Annotated in this window: 13 protein-coding genes; 7 read left to right on the forward strand and 6 right to left on the reverse strand. The window is 58.3% G+C overall.

What is annotated here, in order from left to right; all coding sequences use genetic code 11:
* Positions 1-34 precede the first annotated feature (34 nt).
* The 3 genes from cmoA to IFT57_RS26345 all read left to right on the forward strand — a co-directional run bounded on the left by cmoA (position 35) and on the right by IFT57_RS26345 (position 3,662).
* Positions 35-817: a carboxy-S-adenosyl-L-methionine synthase CmoA gene (cmoA, locus tag IFT57_RS26335; protein ID WP_185794223.1), complete on the forward strand. Its 783-nt coding sequence runs from the start codon at positions 35-37 to the stop codon at positions 815-817.
* Complete coding sequence (gene cmoB, locus IFT57_RS26340) at positions 814-1,770, forward strand: tRNA 5-methoxyuridine(34)/uridine 5-oxyacetic acid(34) synthase CmoB (RefSeq protein WP_192153174.1); 957 nt, start codon at positions 814-816, stop codon at positions 1,768-1,770. The genes cmoA and cmoB overlap by 4 nt, the downstream gene beginning before the upstream one ends.
* Before the next feature lie 644 nt (positions 1,771-2,414).
* A complete protein-coding gene (locus tag IFT57_RS26345; RefSeq protein WP_122476712.1) occupies positions 2,415-3,662 on the forward strand; it encodes a ribonucleotide-diphosphate reductase subunit beta in 1,248 nt (415 codons plus the stop codon).
* A 210-nt stretch (positions 3,663-3,872) separates the two neighbouring features.
* Here IFT57_RS26345 and IFT57_RS26350 read toward each other — a convergent pair whose 3' ends face one another.
* From IFT57_RS26350 to IFT57_RS26370, 5 genes are all read right to left on the reverse strand, one after another.
* Positions 3,873-5,375 (reverse strand): MFS transporter, encoded by a 1,503-nt coding sequence (locus IFT57_RS26350; RefSeq protein ID WP_192153175.1) that lies wholly within the window; start codon positions 5,373-5,375, stop codon positions 3,873-3,875.
* A 264-nt stretch (positions 5,376-5,639) separates the two neighbouring features.
* Positions 5,640-6,185: an ankyrin repeat domain-containing protein gene (locus tag IFT57_RS26355; protein ID WP_192153189.1), complete on the reverse strand. Its 546-nt coding sequence runs from the start codon at positions 6,183-6,185 to the stop codon at positions 5,640-5,642.
* A gap of 56 nt (positions 6,186-6,241) precedes the next feature.
* Entirely contained in the window at positions 6,242-7,768 is a 1,527-nt protein-coding gene (katB, locus tag IFT57_RS26360) for a catalase KatB (RefSeq protein ID WP_192153176.1), read from the reverse strand.
* 150 nt (positions 7,769-7,918) lie between these two features.
* Positions 7,919-8,689: a hypothetical protein gene (locus IFT57_RS26365; RefSeq protein WP_192153177.1), complete on the reverse strand. Its 771-nt coding sequence runs from the start codon at positions 8,687-8,689 to the stop codon at positions 7,919-7,921.
* 111 nt (positions 8,690-8,800) lie between these two features.
* Positions 8,801-9,370: a TetR family transcriptional regulator gene (locus IFT57_RS26370; RefSeq protein WP_192153178.1), complete on the reverse strand. Its 570-nt coding sequence runs from the start codon at positions 9,368-9,370 to the stop codon at positions 8,801-8,803.
* Positions 9,371-9,514: 144 nt separating this feature from the next.
* Here IFT57_RS26370 and IFT57_RS26375 point away from each other — a divergent pair, with 144 nt between their 5' ends.
* The 3 genes from IFT57_RS26375 to IFT57_RS26385 all read left to right on the forward strand — a co-directional run bounded on the left by IFT57_RS26375 (position 9,515) and on the right by IFT57_RS26385 (position 12,026).
* Complete coding sequence (locus IFT57_RS26375; protein WP_192153179.1) at positions 9,515-10,315, forward strand: SDR family NAD(P)-dependent oxidoreductase; 801 nt, start codon at positions 9,515-9,517, stop codon at positions 10,313-10,315.
* Between the two features lie 3 nt (positions 10,316-10,318).
* Positions 10,319-11,326 carry an NADP-dependent oxidoreductase gene (locus IFT57_RS26380; RefSeq protein ID WP_192153180.1) on the forward strand — a complete coding sequence of 336 codons (1,008 nt, stop codon included), beginning with the start codon at positions 10,319-10,321 and terminating at the stop codon, positions 11,324-11,326.
* 160 nt (positions 11,327-11,486) lie between these two features.
* The gene (locus IFT57_RS26385; protein WP_192153190.1) at positions 11,487-12,026 is read left to right on the forward strand and encodes an isochorismatase family protein; all 540 of its coding nucleotides are present in this window, start codon (positions 11,487-11,489) and stop codon (positions 12,024-12,026) included.
* Between the two features lie 70 nt (positions 12,027-12,096).
* Here IFT57_RS26385 and IFT57_RS26390 read toward each other — a convergent pair whose 3' ends face one another.
* On the reverse strand, positions 12,097-12,966 hold the full coding sequence (locus tag IFT57_RS26390) for a LysR family transcriptional regulator (protein ID WP_192153181.1): 870 nt from the start codon (positions 12,964-12,966) through the stop codon (positions 12,097-12,099).
* Between the two features lie 141 nt (positions 12,967-13,107).
* On the opposite strand from IFT57_RS26390, the gene IFT57_RS26395 reads away from it, so the two are divergent.
* The gene (locus tag IFT57_RS26395) at positions 13,108-13,854 is read left to right on the forward strand and encodes an iron-containing redox enzyme family protein (RefSeq protein ID WP_192153182.1); all 747 of its coding nucleotides are present in this window, start codon (positions 13,108-13,110) and stop codon (positions 13,852-13,854) included.
* The last annotated feature ends 99 nt before the right edge of the window (positions 13,855-13,953 follow it).

Raw genomic sequence — 13,953 nt, forward strand, 5'->3', positions numbered from 1 at the left:
ACAAAAAATGCACCCCCGCCCTACATCCGCTAAAATGCCGCCCCGATTTCCCGCAACCCGCCTGGATCGCCCCGTGAGCAAAGAGCCCGACCGCCTATTCGCCCAGCCCCTGAGCCAGGTCCCCGACTTCGCCTTCAACGAAGACGTGGTGCGCGTGTTCCCGGACATGATCAAACGCTCGGTCCCAGGCTACCCCACCATCGTCGAAAACATCGGCGTGCTCGCGGCGCAATTCGCCCAGCCCAACACCACACTCTACGATCTGGGCAGCTCCCTGGGCGCCGTCACCCAAGCCTTGCGCCGCCACGTGCGCGCCGAAGGCTGCCAGGTGATCGCCATCGACAACTCCCAGGCCATGGTCGAGCGCTGCCGCGAATACCTCAACGCGCAGAACTCCATGTTTCAGGAACTGCTCCCGGTCGACGTCATCGAGGGCGACATCCTGGCCCTGGACTTCAAGCCCGCATCAGTCATCGCGCTCAATTTCACCCTGCAGTTCATCCCCCCGGCCCAGCGCCTGGAACTGCTCACCCGCATCCATCAGGCCCTGGTCCCCGGCGGCGCACTGATCCTCTCGGAAAAACTGCGCTTCGAAGACGACCAACAACACGACCTGCTCACCGACCTGCACATCGCCTTCAAACGCGCCAACGGCTACAGCGACCTGGAAATCGCGCAGAAACGCAGCGCCATTGAAAACGTCATGAAGCCCGACAGCCTCGAAGAAAACCGCGATCGCCTGCTCGCCGCCGGCTTCAGCAAGGTCGTGCCCTGGTTCCAATGCCTCAACTTCGCCTCGATGATCGCCCTGCCATGATTGACCTGTCCCCGCTCGTTCGCCGCCAGGCCAACACCCCGCTGGCCAACTGGGCCAATGGCCTGCAGGCCCAGCTCGACACCAAGATGGAAAAAGGCCACGGCGACCTCCAGCGCTGGCAGAGCGCACTCGACGCTCTGCCCGCGGTAACCGCCTGCGACATCGACCTGGTCAACGGCCTACGCCTGGACTGCGCCGACAACGCGGCTACCCGCGATCAAATGCGCGCCGCCCTGATGGGCCTGTCCCCGTGGCGCAAAGGCCCCTTCGACCTGTTCGGCGTCCACGTCGACACCGAATGGCGCTCGGACTGGAAATGGGACCGCGTCGCCCCCCACCTCGACCTGCGCGGCAAACGCGTGCTCGACGTCGGCTGCGGCAACGGTTACTACCAGTGGCGCATGCTCGGCGCCGGTGCCGACAGCGTCATTGGCGTCGACCCCAACTGGCTGTTCTTCTGCCAGTTTCAGGCCGTGCAACGCTACCTGCCCGACCTCCCCGCCTGGCACCTGCCCTTCGCCCTGGAAGACCTGCCCGCCGGCCTGGAAGGCTTCGACACGGTGTTTTCCATGGGCGTGTTCTACCACCGTCGCTCACCCATCGAGCACCTGTTGGCGCTCAAGGACTGCCTGGTCAAAGGCGGCGAACTGGTCCTCGAAACACTGGTGGTACCCGGCGACGAGCACCAGGTGCTGGTCCCCGAAGACCGCTACGCGCAGATGCGCAACGTCTGGTTCCTGCCTTCCGTCCCAGCCCTGGAAAGGTGGGTGCGCCGCGCGGGCTTCACCGACGTGAAATGCGTGGACGTGAGCATCACCACCATGGCCGAGCAACGCGGCACCGAATGGATGAAGTTCCAGTCGCTGAGCGACTTCCTCGATCCCGACGACCACAGCAAAACCGTCGAAGGCCTGCCGGCGCCGATGCGCGCGGTGATTACAGGCAGAAAATAAGCCGTAAGTCAGGAATGAGCGAATCGACGGCGAAATAAACGCCGTCGCACTTGCCTTCTTGCCGCTCATCGACTCCTTCACAGAACCATAAAAAAACTTGAAACGGTTGCATTTGCTGCAAGCCAAGCAGGGCAAGGTTTTGCGCCCAGCACAGCGAAACTCTGGCTGATTTCTAACCAGCTCATTGGGTTTGCAACCCGAACTCAAGCCTATATCCTGTGTCCACTTCTTACCAAAACCACCACATAGGCGATTTTGGGTCCGAGTCGGGGCTTATAGGTCCTAGGCCGGACGACTGGCACCAAGGTTGTAAGAAATACCGGTTTCAGCGGTTTTTTTGTGTCCTGGCGTGAACACGAGCAGGCAAAAAACCCTATAATCGCCGCCCACTTCAAGGACCTGAGACATGACCCATCGCGACATCGAAGCCGGCACGAGCACCTCGACCGAAGCTTGCCCGCGAAGTCAGCGTCTCAGCGCGCTCCAACCGGATCGTTGATAGCCCCCGCCAGGGCACCACGCTGAAAAAGCCTGGACCCGGCGACGCAACACGCACACAAAGCCAGCTTGCGCCACGCAACCTCGGCAATCAGATTTCTAAATTCATCAGCCGCCCACAGCGGCCTCGAGCAGGAGCCTCCCCCATGCTGAGCTGGGACGAATTCGACAAAGAAGACGCAGCCGAACCCGCCAAAGGCGCCAACGCCGGCCACGCCAGCGAAGCTGCGATGGACAAGCTTGACAGCGCCGGCGGTGCCGCCGCCCAAGAAGCCCGCGCCGCCAGCGCCAGCGACTCCGCTGCCGTAGCCCGCGCCAAGGCCGCCCTGAACAAACTCGACATCGCCGAAGGCCTGGCCGAGCTCGAAGGCTCCGCCGCCCGCGTCGCCGTCGACGAAAAGCGCATGATCAACTGCCGCGCCGACCTCAACCAACTCGTACCCTTCAAGTACGACTGGGCCTGGCAGAAGTACCTGGACGGTTGCGCAAACCACTGGATGCCGCAAGAAGTCAACATGAACGCCGACATCGCCCTCTGGAAAAATCCGGAAGGCCTGACCGACGACGAACGCCGCATCGTCATGCGCAACCTGGGCTTCTTCAGCACCGCCGACTCCCTGGTCGCCAACAACCTGGCCCTGGCCGTGTACCGCCTGATCACCAACCCGGAGTGCCGCCAGTACATCCTGCGCCAGGCCTTCGAAGAAGCCATCCACACCCACGCCTACCAGTACTGCATCGAATCCTTGGGCATGGACGAAGGCGAAATCTTCAACATGTACCACGAGATCCCATCGGTCGCTAAAAAAGCCGCCTGGGGCCTCAAGTACACCCGCGCCATCTCCGACCCGGAATTCAACACCGGCACCGTCGAAACCGACAAAGAGCTGCTGCGCAACCTGATCGGCTACTACTGCGTACTCGAAGGCATCTTCTTCTACTGTGGCTTCACCCAGATCCTCTCCATGGGCCGCCGCAACAAGATGACCGGCGTCGCGGAGCAGTTCCAATACATCCTGCGCGACGAATCCATGCACCTGAACTTCGGCATCGACGTGATCAACCAGATCAAGATCGAAAACCCGCACCTGTGGGACGCCGAACTGAAGGAAGAAGCTTCGCAGATGATTCTGCAAGGCACTCAGCTCGAGATCGAATACGCCCGCGATACCATGCCTCGCGGCGTGCTGGGCATGAACGCAGCGATGATGGAGGACTACCTCAAGTTCATCGCCAACCGTCGGTTGTCGCAGATTGGGTTGAAGGAAGAGTATCCAGGGACTACCAATCCGTTCCCTTGGATGAGCGAGATCATGGACTTGAAGAAGGAGAAGAACTTCTTTGAGACTCGGGTTATTGAGTATCAGACGGGTGGGGCTTTGAGCTGGGATTGATGGTTGGTCCCGCCTAGCTTTACTGGAAAGAGGCCGCCGTTGGGCGGCCTTTTTTGTGCCGGGAATTCAGGGGTTTTTGACCCATCGGCCGCGCAAGATGCTTTTCAGTTCATCGAGGGACAATAGGTACGACATGGTGAACGGGGATGAAGCCTTCGAGTGGTCACCATAAACCGATCGAAATCGAAACCAGAAGCTGATCCAGGCCAGTCATCCCCGTCGCAAACCCCGACATGCATACAAGGCAAACACCACGATCAATCCAGCGACCAAACCACTCGCCACTGTGACCCCTTCACTGAAAGCAGCATTTGCCGCTTGAGCCAACTCCTTCCCTACTTCAGCAGGTAAATCCTGTGCAAGTGAATGAGCACCTCCCAGCGTCGCCGTAAGAGCGTCCGCCTCATCCCCAACCCCCTCGGGCAACACCAGACTTAACCGATACAATGCTGCCACGGCGCCTCCCACCACTGTCGTCCCCAACACCACCCCGACCTCATACGCCGTCTCACTTACAGACGACGCACTGCCTGCCTTCTCAGCCGGCACAGCGCTCAGTACAAGGTCGTTGGAAACGCTGGTAATCGCCGCAACTGCAGCATTCAGCAACACGAAAGCCACTGCCACGATCATTGCGGTCGCAGTGAACAACGCCACGACTGCAAACGCCACAGCTGCCACACATAAACAAGCGGGTATCACGACATTCGGCGCTACCCGTTGCGCAATCGGCACAATGGCGAGGCCCGCGGCCACGGCACAGACTTGACCGGGCACCAGTACTAAGCTGGCAGCAATGGGTGACAGACCCAGAACCAGTTGCAACAGCTGGGTAGCGAAAAAGAGGAACCCGATCAGCGCGCCTAGGCTGACGAGATTGACTGTGATCGACATGCTGAAGGCGCTCGAATCGAACAGCCCCAGGTCGAGCAACGGATCCTCCAGCGCCCGTTGGCGTCGGACAAAAGCGATGCCCATCAAAAGGCCTGTCAGCATGCCCACAATTGCGTAGGTATCCAGACCCACCGTGGCTACGTGCTTGAGAGACAGCATCACTCCTGTCATGGCACCTAGGCTCAGTAGGATGCTTGGATAGTCGATCGACAACCCGGCCTGCCGTGGAGACTCTTCAATCATGGGTGATAGCAGCAGGACCGGCAGCAGGAATGGCACTGCCACCAGAAACACCGACTGCCAACTGAAGAACTGGAGCAGCACGCCACCGAGCAGCGGTCCTGCGGCCGCCCCCAATGTCAGGCAGGTCGCCCATGCCGCGACGGCAAGACGCCTTTCTTCTCGGTCATCGAAGGCGGTCCGGATCAACGCAAGCGTGGCGGGTAGAATCATTGCGCCGAACAAACCCAGTACCGCGCGCCCTGCGATCAAATGCCAAGCCTGTTGGGCGAACACAATGGCAGCCGAGATAACCGCGAAACCTGTACATCCCACACATAGCAAGCGGCGATAGCCGACGCGATCGCCCACGCTGCCCATGGTAATCAAAAGGCCAGCCAGCACTAATGAGTAGGCATCAATTACCCATAGCTGTTCGGCGGCCGAGGGGCCAAGGGCGACGGCTATCTTGGGAAGAGCAAAATTGAGGATGGTGTTGTCGAGGGTTACGAGCAATACGGGCAGAAGGATCATCAACAGGCCGGCGAGCTTGGAGCGATTGGTAATGATGGACCGCAGCGGGCTTGGGATTTTTGGCATTGATCGGTTCTCCCTGAACGTCAAAGTATGGAACGCAGGCTTCGCCATCGAGTTAGGCGTGAATTGCCCAAGGCAGTCTTGCGGTTTGATTCACACCGTCCTTGGTGTGGGGAGGTCGAACTTACTGACAGATCAGGAGGGTCGCAACTGTTTGGCCAATAAGTTTGTGTCAAGATTTACGACGATTGCCCCGTACGCAGTTGGCATCCCTCTACGGACGATGGATTGCAGCGTATGTGGCCCGGCTTAAACCAGCGCTACAGCTCAGCGTATTGGCGCCGAACTAAACCGCCCCTCCCCCAACGACCGTGCATCATTCCCCCTATCATCCCGCGCATCCAAATCCGCGCCCCTCGCCGCCAACGCCTCAAGAATATCCTTGCGCTGAAACAGCGCCGCATACATCGCCGCCGTCTGCCCTGAGTTATTACGCTCGTCCGGCGCACAGTCTGCGCCGAGTAGCCGATGGGCGATGCTGACTTCGCCTTTGAAGATCGCCCCCATCAACGCAGTGTTGCCGCGCTTGTCCTGGCTACACGAGTTGGCGCCCGCTGCGAGCAACTGTTCCACGGCATCTTTATGGCCGTGATAAGCCGCCAGAATCAGTGCGGTGTAGCCGCTTTCATCGCGGGTGTCCAAATCATAGTGAGCCTCGATGAACGCGCCCAAACGGTCGGTGCTGCCGGTACGTGCGGCGTCGAAGTACAGTTCACGAAGTTGCTGGCGGGTATCGGGGGGCGGTGCGGCATCGCCGAAGGCCGCCGTTGAAAGCATCATCGCCGAGCAGATCCAGGGAATGAAATAGCGCATTAGGTTTTGCTCCTGAAGATCACCGACCGTTGTTGCACGGCCGGTGATCGGATGCATCAGTCCTGCAGCTTGGCGGCCAACTGCTTGACCTTTTCCAAGTCGCCGTTGGCAACTTTGGTTACGCCTGTGCCATAGGCCGGATCGGCTTTGTACAGATACGACAGCATGATGTTTTTGCTCTCGGTATCAGTGTCAGCCAGGGAACCGCCGAAGCTGTTGATCAGGTCCTGCTGCTCCTTGGGCGAATAGGAGCGGTACAAGTCACCCGCTTGTTTGAAATTCTGCTCGCGCTGAATCTTCGCCTGTTGGGTAGTACCGCTCAAAGCCGTTTGGCTATAACGCGCACTATCGTCACTGGGGCGCGGCGCAAGACGGCTCGGCTCGTAGTTCACCCCACCGGTGGTATGGCCGCTGTTCAAGGCACCATCCTGGTTACCATTATTGACGGTCACGCGAGGACGGTTGATCGGCAGGCTCATGCCGTTGGCGCCCAAGCGGTACATCTGGGTATCGGCGTACGAGAACACACGGCCTTGCAGCAGACGGTCTTCAGACGGTTCGATACCCGGCACCACGTTGGACGGTGCCATCGCAACCTGTTCGGTTTCCTGGAAGAAGTTGTCGACGTTCTTGTTCAGCACCATCTGCCCGATCTTCTGCTCCGGCACCTCTGGCCAGATCTTGGTCGCGTCGAGCGGGTCGAAGGCGAACTTGGCCAGGTCCTCAGGCTTGAGCACCTGGATGTACAAGTCCCACTTGGGGAAATCACCCTTGTTGATTGCGGTGACCAGGTCATGAGTCATGTGCGCGTAGTCTTTGCCCTGGGTTTGCACGACCTGTTCCGGGTCAAGATTCTTCAGACCTTGCAGGCTCTTCCAGTGAAACTTCACGTAGTGCACTTCGCCCTTGTCGTTGACGAACTTGTAGGCGTGCACGCCATTGCCGTCCATGAAGCGATAGCCAGCAGGCGTGCCCTCATTGGAATACAGCAGCGTGAGCGTACGCGTCGCTTCCGGAACGTGGGAGAAGAAGTCGAAACGGCGGGAGTCATCGTCGAGGTTGGTACGCGGATCGGGTTTGAACGCGTGCACCATGTCGGGAAACTTGATGGCATCACGAATGAAGAAGGTCGGGAAGTTATTACCGACCAGATCCCAGTTGCCGTCCGCCGTATAGAACTTGGTCGCGAAACCACGTGGGTCACGCAGCGTTTCCGGCGAGTGGTTGCCGTGAACGACCGACGAGAAGCGCACGAACACCGGTGTGTGAGTTCCTGGCGTGAACACCTTGGCCTTGGTCAACTCACTGATGTTGCTGGACGCGACGAACTCGCCATGCACGCCGGTACCACGGGCATGCACTACGCGCTCCGGAATGCGTTCGCGGTCGAAGCGCTGCAGTTTCTGCAATAGCTGTACGTCTTGAAGCAACGCCGGCCCGTTGGGTCCGGCCGTCTGTGAATTCTGATTGTCACCAACGGCGGCACCGTTGTCGCGGGTCAAGGTGTCGGCAAAAGCAGATGACGAAAATATGCCGATGGCCAACGCCGTGACCGCATACCCTGATAAGGTTCTGATTTTCATAGTGAATCCCTCACGCTTCTTATGTTATGAAGAAACCTTGAGGGTAACGGCAGCCACCAGCGTGGCTAAATTGGAAGAGCCTATCGGCCCGATAGGCAAAGATGCCTGCCGGTATTATCGGATGGATTCGTACCTCTGATCCGGTACCGCCTACGCTCGTAACCCATCCTCCGGCACAAATATCCACCCCTCCACCGGATCGACATCCGCCCTCGGCTGAGCCAGCCACTGCGGCCTGTGCTCGAACGCCCACGCCAGCAGCGCGCAGGTCAGCGCATCCTGTGCATCGACAAGTTCAAAACCCGGCACGAAACTTCGCGGCACACTCGCCCCCTCGACATGGAAAGGCACCCGCAAAGCCTCGATACACGCCGACCGTTTGCATGCCGAGGGATAGGCTTCGATCGCCCGCAGCATCTGCCCGTCCGTCCATACGCCACAGGCTTCGCGAATGGGCGCAAATCGCCCCAGCACATGCATGCCCTTGGTCGCCTGGCTTCCGATCATGTCTTTGATCGGCGACAACGGATAAAGCCCGCGTTCGAACAGAAAATGCTCGGTGCGGCGGTGCAGGTAGGGATTGCTGGATGATTCGCCAACGGTGGGCACGGCGATGCCGCGGGTAATGAGGTCTATGAAAGGCCTGGAGAAGCCAAGCGGAGTGTCGATGCCCATAAGCACGCGTGGCGCCTGGTGAACTGCTGGGTCTATTTCACACAGCCTGAACAGCCCATCAACGAATTGCTCTGTCGAACTTGCTTGGTTGATCGTCTGCCGCAGATTACCCCGCCACGGCTTGCCCACGAGTCGACGCTCAGCGTCCAACACGACCAAGGCATCGCGGCTCGCCGGGTTTCGATCGCAATTCCAGCCGCCCACGTCCCAGCCTACGAACAGTGTGGTGGGGTTCGGGTAAGTCATGGTGAACACTCACGTAAGTAGATTCGAGTTGCCGTCGGGCATACGCGTAGCACGGCGCCTCGCAGCACGTTTCTCATACGGAACATAAGACGCAAAGTTAAGACAGTCCCCTCAACCCTCCACCCGCGCCAACGCATGTACCCGGCAGCTTTTCAGTATCTCGTCAGCCAGCGCGGAGTCATCCGGACAGGCTCTGGAGAGCATCAATGCGCCGACCAGATGCGCCAGTGCATTGATGCGTTCGGCCCGGGCGGTCTGCTGCGTAACCTCGTCTGCATCCGGCTCACCGGGCGTCGCTTTGGCCAAAAGCCGTTCCATTCCCTGCGCGAACACCGCTTTGATCTCTTCGGGCTGCCGTGCGGCATCGGCCGACAATGCGGCAAGGGTACAGCCATCACCAGGTGCGTCGCGGTGCTCGCGCGACAGGTAGCGCTCGATCAGCGTTGCACGTTCCGCCTCACCGGTACTGGCCTCCATCTGCGCGAAACCACACACCGCCGCTTCGCTCATGAGGTCTGCCTTGGAGCGAAAATGCTTGTAGAAACCGCCGTGGGTAAAGCCAGCGGCTGCCATCAGATCAGCCACGCTCACGCCGTCGTAACCCCGTTCGCGAAACAAGGTGGAGGCGGTTTCAACGATGTGCGCACGGTTGGCCTGCGCCTGTGCCTTGGTGACTTTCATGCCGGTGCCTATGAAATAGAGCCAGTGACAAGCATACATTGATGTTGATCAACATCAAAATGCTTGACCGTTTAGATTTCGATCATCATCATAAAGCCGTCACTGCCCATCCTTGCCGCGCGTCTCTCCCAGGAATGAATCCCCATGAGCAATCTCCCTACAGTACTGATCACCGGCGCCTCCAGCGGCATCGGCGCTACCTACGCACGACGCTTCGCCAGTCGTGGCCACGCACTGGTACTGGTGGCGCGCAATCGCGAACGGCTGGACGCCTTGGCTGCACAGTTACGCGAAGAGAGCGGCGTGAACGTCGATGTCATCCAGGCTGACCTCACCCGCGCTGAAGACCTTGCGCAAGTAGAACGACGCTTGACCGAAGATGCCCGCATCGGGGTCTTGATCAACAATGCCGGCATAGGCCAGTCAGGCGGTTTTTTGCAACAGCGTGTCACTGCTCTCGACAGCCTGCTGGCGCTGAACGTCACCGCAGTGACGCGCTTGGCGGCAGCCATCGCTCCGCGCCTGATTCAAGCGGGTGCTGGCAGCATCGTCAACATCGGCTCGGTCGTAGGGCTCGCCCCGGAAATGCAAATGACCGTCTACGGCGCCACCAAAGCCTTCGTATTGTTCCTGTCCCAGGGCCTGCAGGCGGAACTGGGTCCCAAGGGCGTCTACGTGCAAGCGGTGCTGCCCGCAACCACGCGCACCGAGATCTGGCAGCACTCCGGGATCGATATTGCAACCTTGCCGGAAATCATGGAGGTGGAGGATCTGGTGAACGCCGCCTTGGTGGGCTACGACCGTCGCGAGCTTGTGACCATCCCACCGCTGCACGTGGCCGAGCGTTGGGAAGCGTTGGAAGGTGCCCGTCGCTTTCTGCTTTCGGATCTACGCCAGGCGAGTCCAGCCGAGCGCTACCTGACATCTGCCCCTGTCGGGCAATGACCCATGAAAGCCTTTGTAATCGATCGTTACGGCAAACGTGTCATCGGCCGGATAGCTGACATGCCAGAGCCCACCCTGGCGGCCGACGATGTCCTGGTGCACGTACACGCGGCGGGCGTCAATGCGCTGGATGTCAAGATTCGCAACGGCGAGTTCAGGCTCATCCTGCCTTATACCCTGCCGCTGATACTGGGTAATGATGTGGCAGGCACAGTGCTCGAAGTGGGTACGAACGTCACCCGCTTCAAACCGGGCGACGATGTGTTCGCCCGAGCCCATCAAGCACGTATCGGCACGTTCGCCGAACGCATTGCCATCGATCAATCCTGTGTGGCTAAAAAACCTGCGAACTTGACCATGGTCCAGGCAGCATCGCTGCCCTTGGTCGCATTGACTGCCTGGCAAGTCCTGGTTGAAACCGCACAAGTCACGCCCGGCCAGAAGGTTCTGATCCACGCAGGATCCGGCGGTGTAGGCACGGTGGCGATACAACTCGCCAAACACCTGGGTGCTTATGTCGCCGCTACCACCAGTACGGCCAATCTCGAGTGGGTGAAGGCCCTCGGCGCCGACCAGGTGATCGACTACACGACTCAGCACTTCGTAGAGCAGCTTCACGATTACGACGTTGTGCTCAATAGCTTGGGACCAGACGTATTGGGCAAGTCAGTGAAGGTGTTGAAGCGTGGCGGTCGACTGATCTCGATTTCAGGCCCACCGACTGCGGAATTTGGCGCCAGACAAGGTCTTGGCTGGCCCTTGATACAAGTAATGCGTGCATTGAGCTACCGCATTCGCAGCCAGGTCAGGCAACGGGGCATGTCCTATGATTTCGTGTTCATGCGTGCGGACGGCGGTCAGCTCAGGAAGATAGCTTCACTCATTGAAGCCGGCGTCATCACGCCCGTGGTCGACAAGGTCTATGACTTCGAGGCCACTGCAGATGCCCTGGCCCATGTTCAAGGCGGCCGCGCAAAGGGGAAAGTGGTCATCCAGATGCAGCGCTCGTAGCACCGTTTGGATCAAGCTGCGCATGGATGAAGTTTCTCGCAGTCAACGTTTTGCATATGGACCCATCAGGCGCAAGCGCTTAGGCTGACCCGTGCTCAGCCCGGCACGTTGGCCGGGGTGGGTTCGATGCTTCTCATCTCATTCAAAGGACTTGAAATCCGTGAAAGCACTAATCGTCATCGATGTACAACAAGGCCTGTTCCAAGCGAACCCAGCGCCGGCCTTCGCCGCTGAAGTCATTGAACGCATCAACACACTGACGGCACGTGCCAGAGCTGAAAACGTTCCGGTAATTTTCGTTCAGCATGAACTTGCCAGTGGCGAGTTTCTGGTGCGCGGCAGTGAAAGCTGGAAAGTCGACAACCGGCTCGTGACAGCCGACACTGATCACTACGTCAGCAAGACCACGCCAGACTCTTTCCTCAGGACCGATCTTCAGCCGCTGTTGCAGCAAGCTGAGATTTCACACCTGGTAGTGTGCGGCTATGCGACCGAGTTTTGTGTGGACACGACGGTCCGTCGTGGGGCAGGCCTGGGTTATGAGATCACATTGGTAAGCGACGCCCATACCACGCAATCCAAGGCGCATGCCGATGCGGCGCAGATCATCGCGCACCATACAGCCACGCTGCCGAGCATCAAGAGCTTCGGTGTACCCATCCAGGCACAGGAAACCACAGCGGTCGACTTCATTGCCTGAGCAAACGCAAATACCTCACTGCGACTTTGGAACGATAGCCTCGCTCGCTTGAAGCAACACATCCGTACATTCAACCCGAATGTACGGATGTACCGCATAGTATCCGTTCGAATCCGTCTCTGACCGGATGACCGCCAGTGCGCTTGTGGGTCAGCAGATAGTGATCAACCCTGTCGAACTCGAGCGCGTCACAGACAGCCAGGCCGTCTAGTGCGCTGTAGTTGTCGTAGACGCCTCTGGGAACCACCGCCATGCCCAGACCTTGTTCCACACAGGTCAAAATGCCTCCCCAACTCGCACATACCCTCCACTCAACGCCCTTCAATGAGTCGTCACACCAAACCTGCGCCACAGCTTGAAATGGACAACCTTTGGGCCACGCCAGAAGTTTTCTGTTGTTCAGATTCAAAGGCCCGTCGTGCAACCACCGTTGTGGATAGACCAATACCGGTCGCTCGCCGGGCAACCTTTGACTAATGATCTTTGGGTTGGTCGTATTCACTGCCACCACAGCTATATCCAGCTTTCCTTCGATAACTTGTTCTAAAAGTTCTAGCGAGGTAGCCGTAGCGACTTCCAATACAACCTCCGGATACTCACGTTCGAATGCTGCAGCAATGCTCGCCAACTGAGTGCTGACGAAGGAGTCTGTGCTTCCCACCTTCAAAGTACCGCCGAGCTTTTTAGTATCATTGAAACAAGACTGTGCCTCGCCAAATGCCTCCAGCACTTTCTCTGCATGGGCGAGCAGGTGTTTGCCTGCCGCACTTAGTTCAACGCCCTTGTCTCCTCTATTCAACAAACAACATCCAACTTCGGCTTCCAGAGCCTTCATGCGGGCAGTGACATTGGACGGTACGCAGTGCACGGACTTGGCGGCTTTGACGATGCTTCCGGCTTTGTAGATAGCAGTGAGCATGCGCAATTGCGAAATATCCATATACACCTCGAGTGAATCATTGATTCATTTTTTATTGGTTGTGCGAGTCCCCTTGCCCGTGGATTCTACTGCTAATGCCAAGCTGATACCAAAAACCAAACGGCAACTTCGAAGCACCAGGTTACAAATAAGGAGCTGCGAATGTCCGGTTATTATGAAGAGATCACGAAACTTGCAACCTCTGTGCAGCATCACGGGGCGCTGAACAACGCGTTCTATGAACGTTGGATGAGCGCACCCTTGCCTTTTGACGAGCTGGCCCTGTTTGCCAAGAATTATTTGGTAAGAACTTCGCAGACGCCGACGATGATTGCATTTTCACTGCTGCACACCGACAACCTATGTGCGCGTGTCGAAATCGCCAAGAACCTGTACTCAGAATATGGCTACGGCCAGCCGCAAAAAGCACACATTCATCTGCTGGAGAACTTCCTCACTGATCTACTCAGTCGAGTGGCTGTTGCCTACAAGCCGGTGACCAAGCTGAGTGACGAGCTGATACTGCCCAGTACCCGGCAATTCCTCGAGGAACAGCAAACCCTGTATACCCGCCGCCCTGACGAGCATGGCTGTCAGCGCATACTGGGGACACTGTTGGCTCAGGAGTGGCTGGCCTTTTCCATGCTCACGCGCTTGTACGAAGGCGTGCGGCACTACCAGCATCTATACGCTTCAAACGACGAGTTCCACGAACACTGCGAGTACTTTTACGTCCACATCGGCAATGCCGAAAAGGAACACAAGATACAGGCCATCCATGCTGCAACACTCGAATGCCGCAACGACGATGAATTCGTGGCGTTGGCAGATGGGTTCTATGACTTCATGACGCTGACCGAGCAATACTGGAATGGCATCGCCCACGCCATGGGTTACCGCCCCCGTTAAGCAAGAGCCTTTTCTAGATCGAGGCGAGCAATATCAAGCCGAAAAAGACAAAACCCCTACCTGCTTACGCAGATAGGGGTTTCGGAATTCAATCTTGAC

Origin of the sequence: Pseudomonas sp. CFBP 13719, from assembly GCF_014842095.1 — a bacterium.
Taxonomy (GTDB): domain Bacteria; phylum Pseudomonadota; class Gammaproteobacteria; order Pseudomonadales; family Pseudomonadaceae; genus Aquipseudomonas.

Coding starts and splice junctions, on each gene's coding strand:
- cmoA (WP_185794223.1), top strand. CDS start 35: ATGCCGCCCCGATTTCCCGCAACCCGCCTGGATCGCCCCGTGAGCAAA.
- cmoB (WP_192153174.1), top strand. CDS start 814: ATGATTGACCTGTCCCCGCTCGTTCGCCGCCAGGCCAACACCCCGCTG.
- IFT57_RS26345 (WP_122476712.1), top strand. CDS start 2,415: ATGCTGAGCTGGGACGAATTCGACAAAGAAGACGCAGCCGAACCCGCC.
- IFT57_RS26350 (WP_192153175.1), bottom strand. CDS start 5,375: ATGCCAAAAATCCCAAGCCCGCTGCGGTCCATCATTACCAATCGCTCC.
- IFT57_RS26355 (WP_192153189.1), bottom strand. CDS start 6,185: ATGCGCTATTTCATTCCCTGGATCTGCTCGGCGATGATGCTTTCAACG.
- katB (WP_192153176.1), bottom strand. CDS start 7,768: ATGAAAATCAGAACCTTATCAGGGTATGCGGTCACGGCGTTGGCCATC.
- IFT57_RS26365 (WP_192153177.1), bottom strand. CDS start 8,689: ATGACTTACCCGAACCCCACCACACTGTTCGTAGGCTGGGACGTGGGC.
- IFT57_RS26370 (WP_192153178.1), bottom strand. CDS start 9,370: ATGAAAGTCACCAAGGCACAGGCGCAGGCCAACCGTGCGCACATCGTT.
- IFT57_RS26375 (WP_192153179.1), top strand. CDS start 9,515: ATGAGCAATCTCCCTACAGTACTGATCACCGGCGCCTCCAGCGGCATC.
- IFT57_RS26380 (WP_192153180.1), top strand. CDS start 10,319: ATGAAAGCCTTTGTAATCGATCGTTACGGCAAACGTGTCATCGGCCGG.
- IFT57_RS26390 (WP_192153181.1), bottom strand. CDS start 12,966: ATGGATATTTCGCAATTGCGCATGCTCACTGCTATCTACAAAGCCGGA.
- IFT57_RS26395 (WP_192153182.1), top strand. CDS start 13,108: ATGTCCGGTTATTATGAAGAGATCACGAAACTTGCAACCTCTGTGCAG.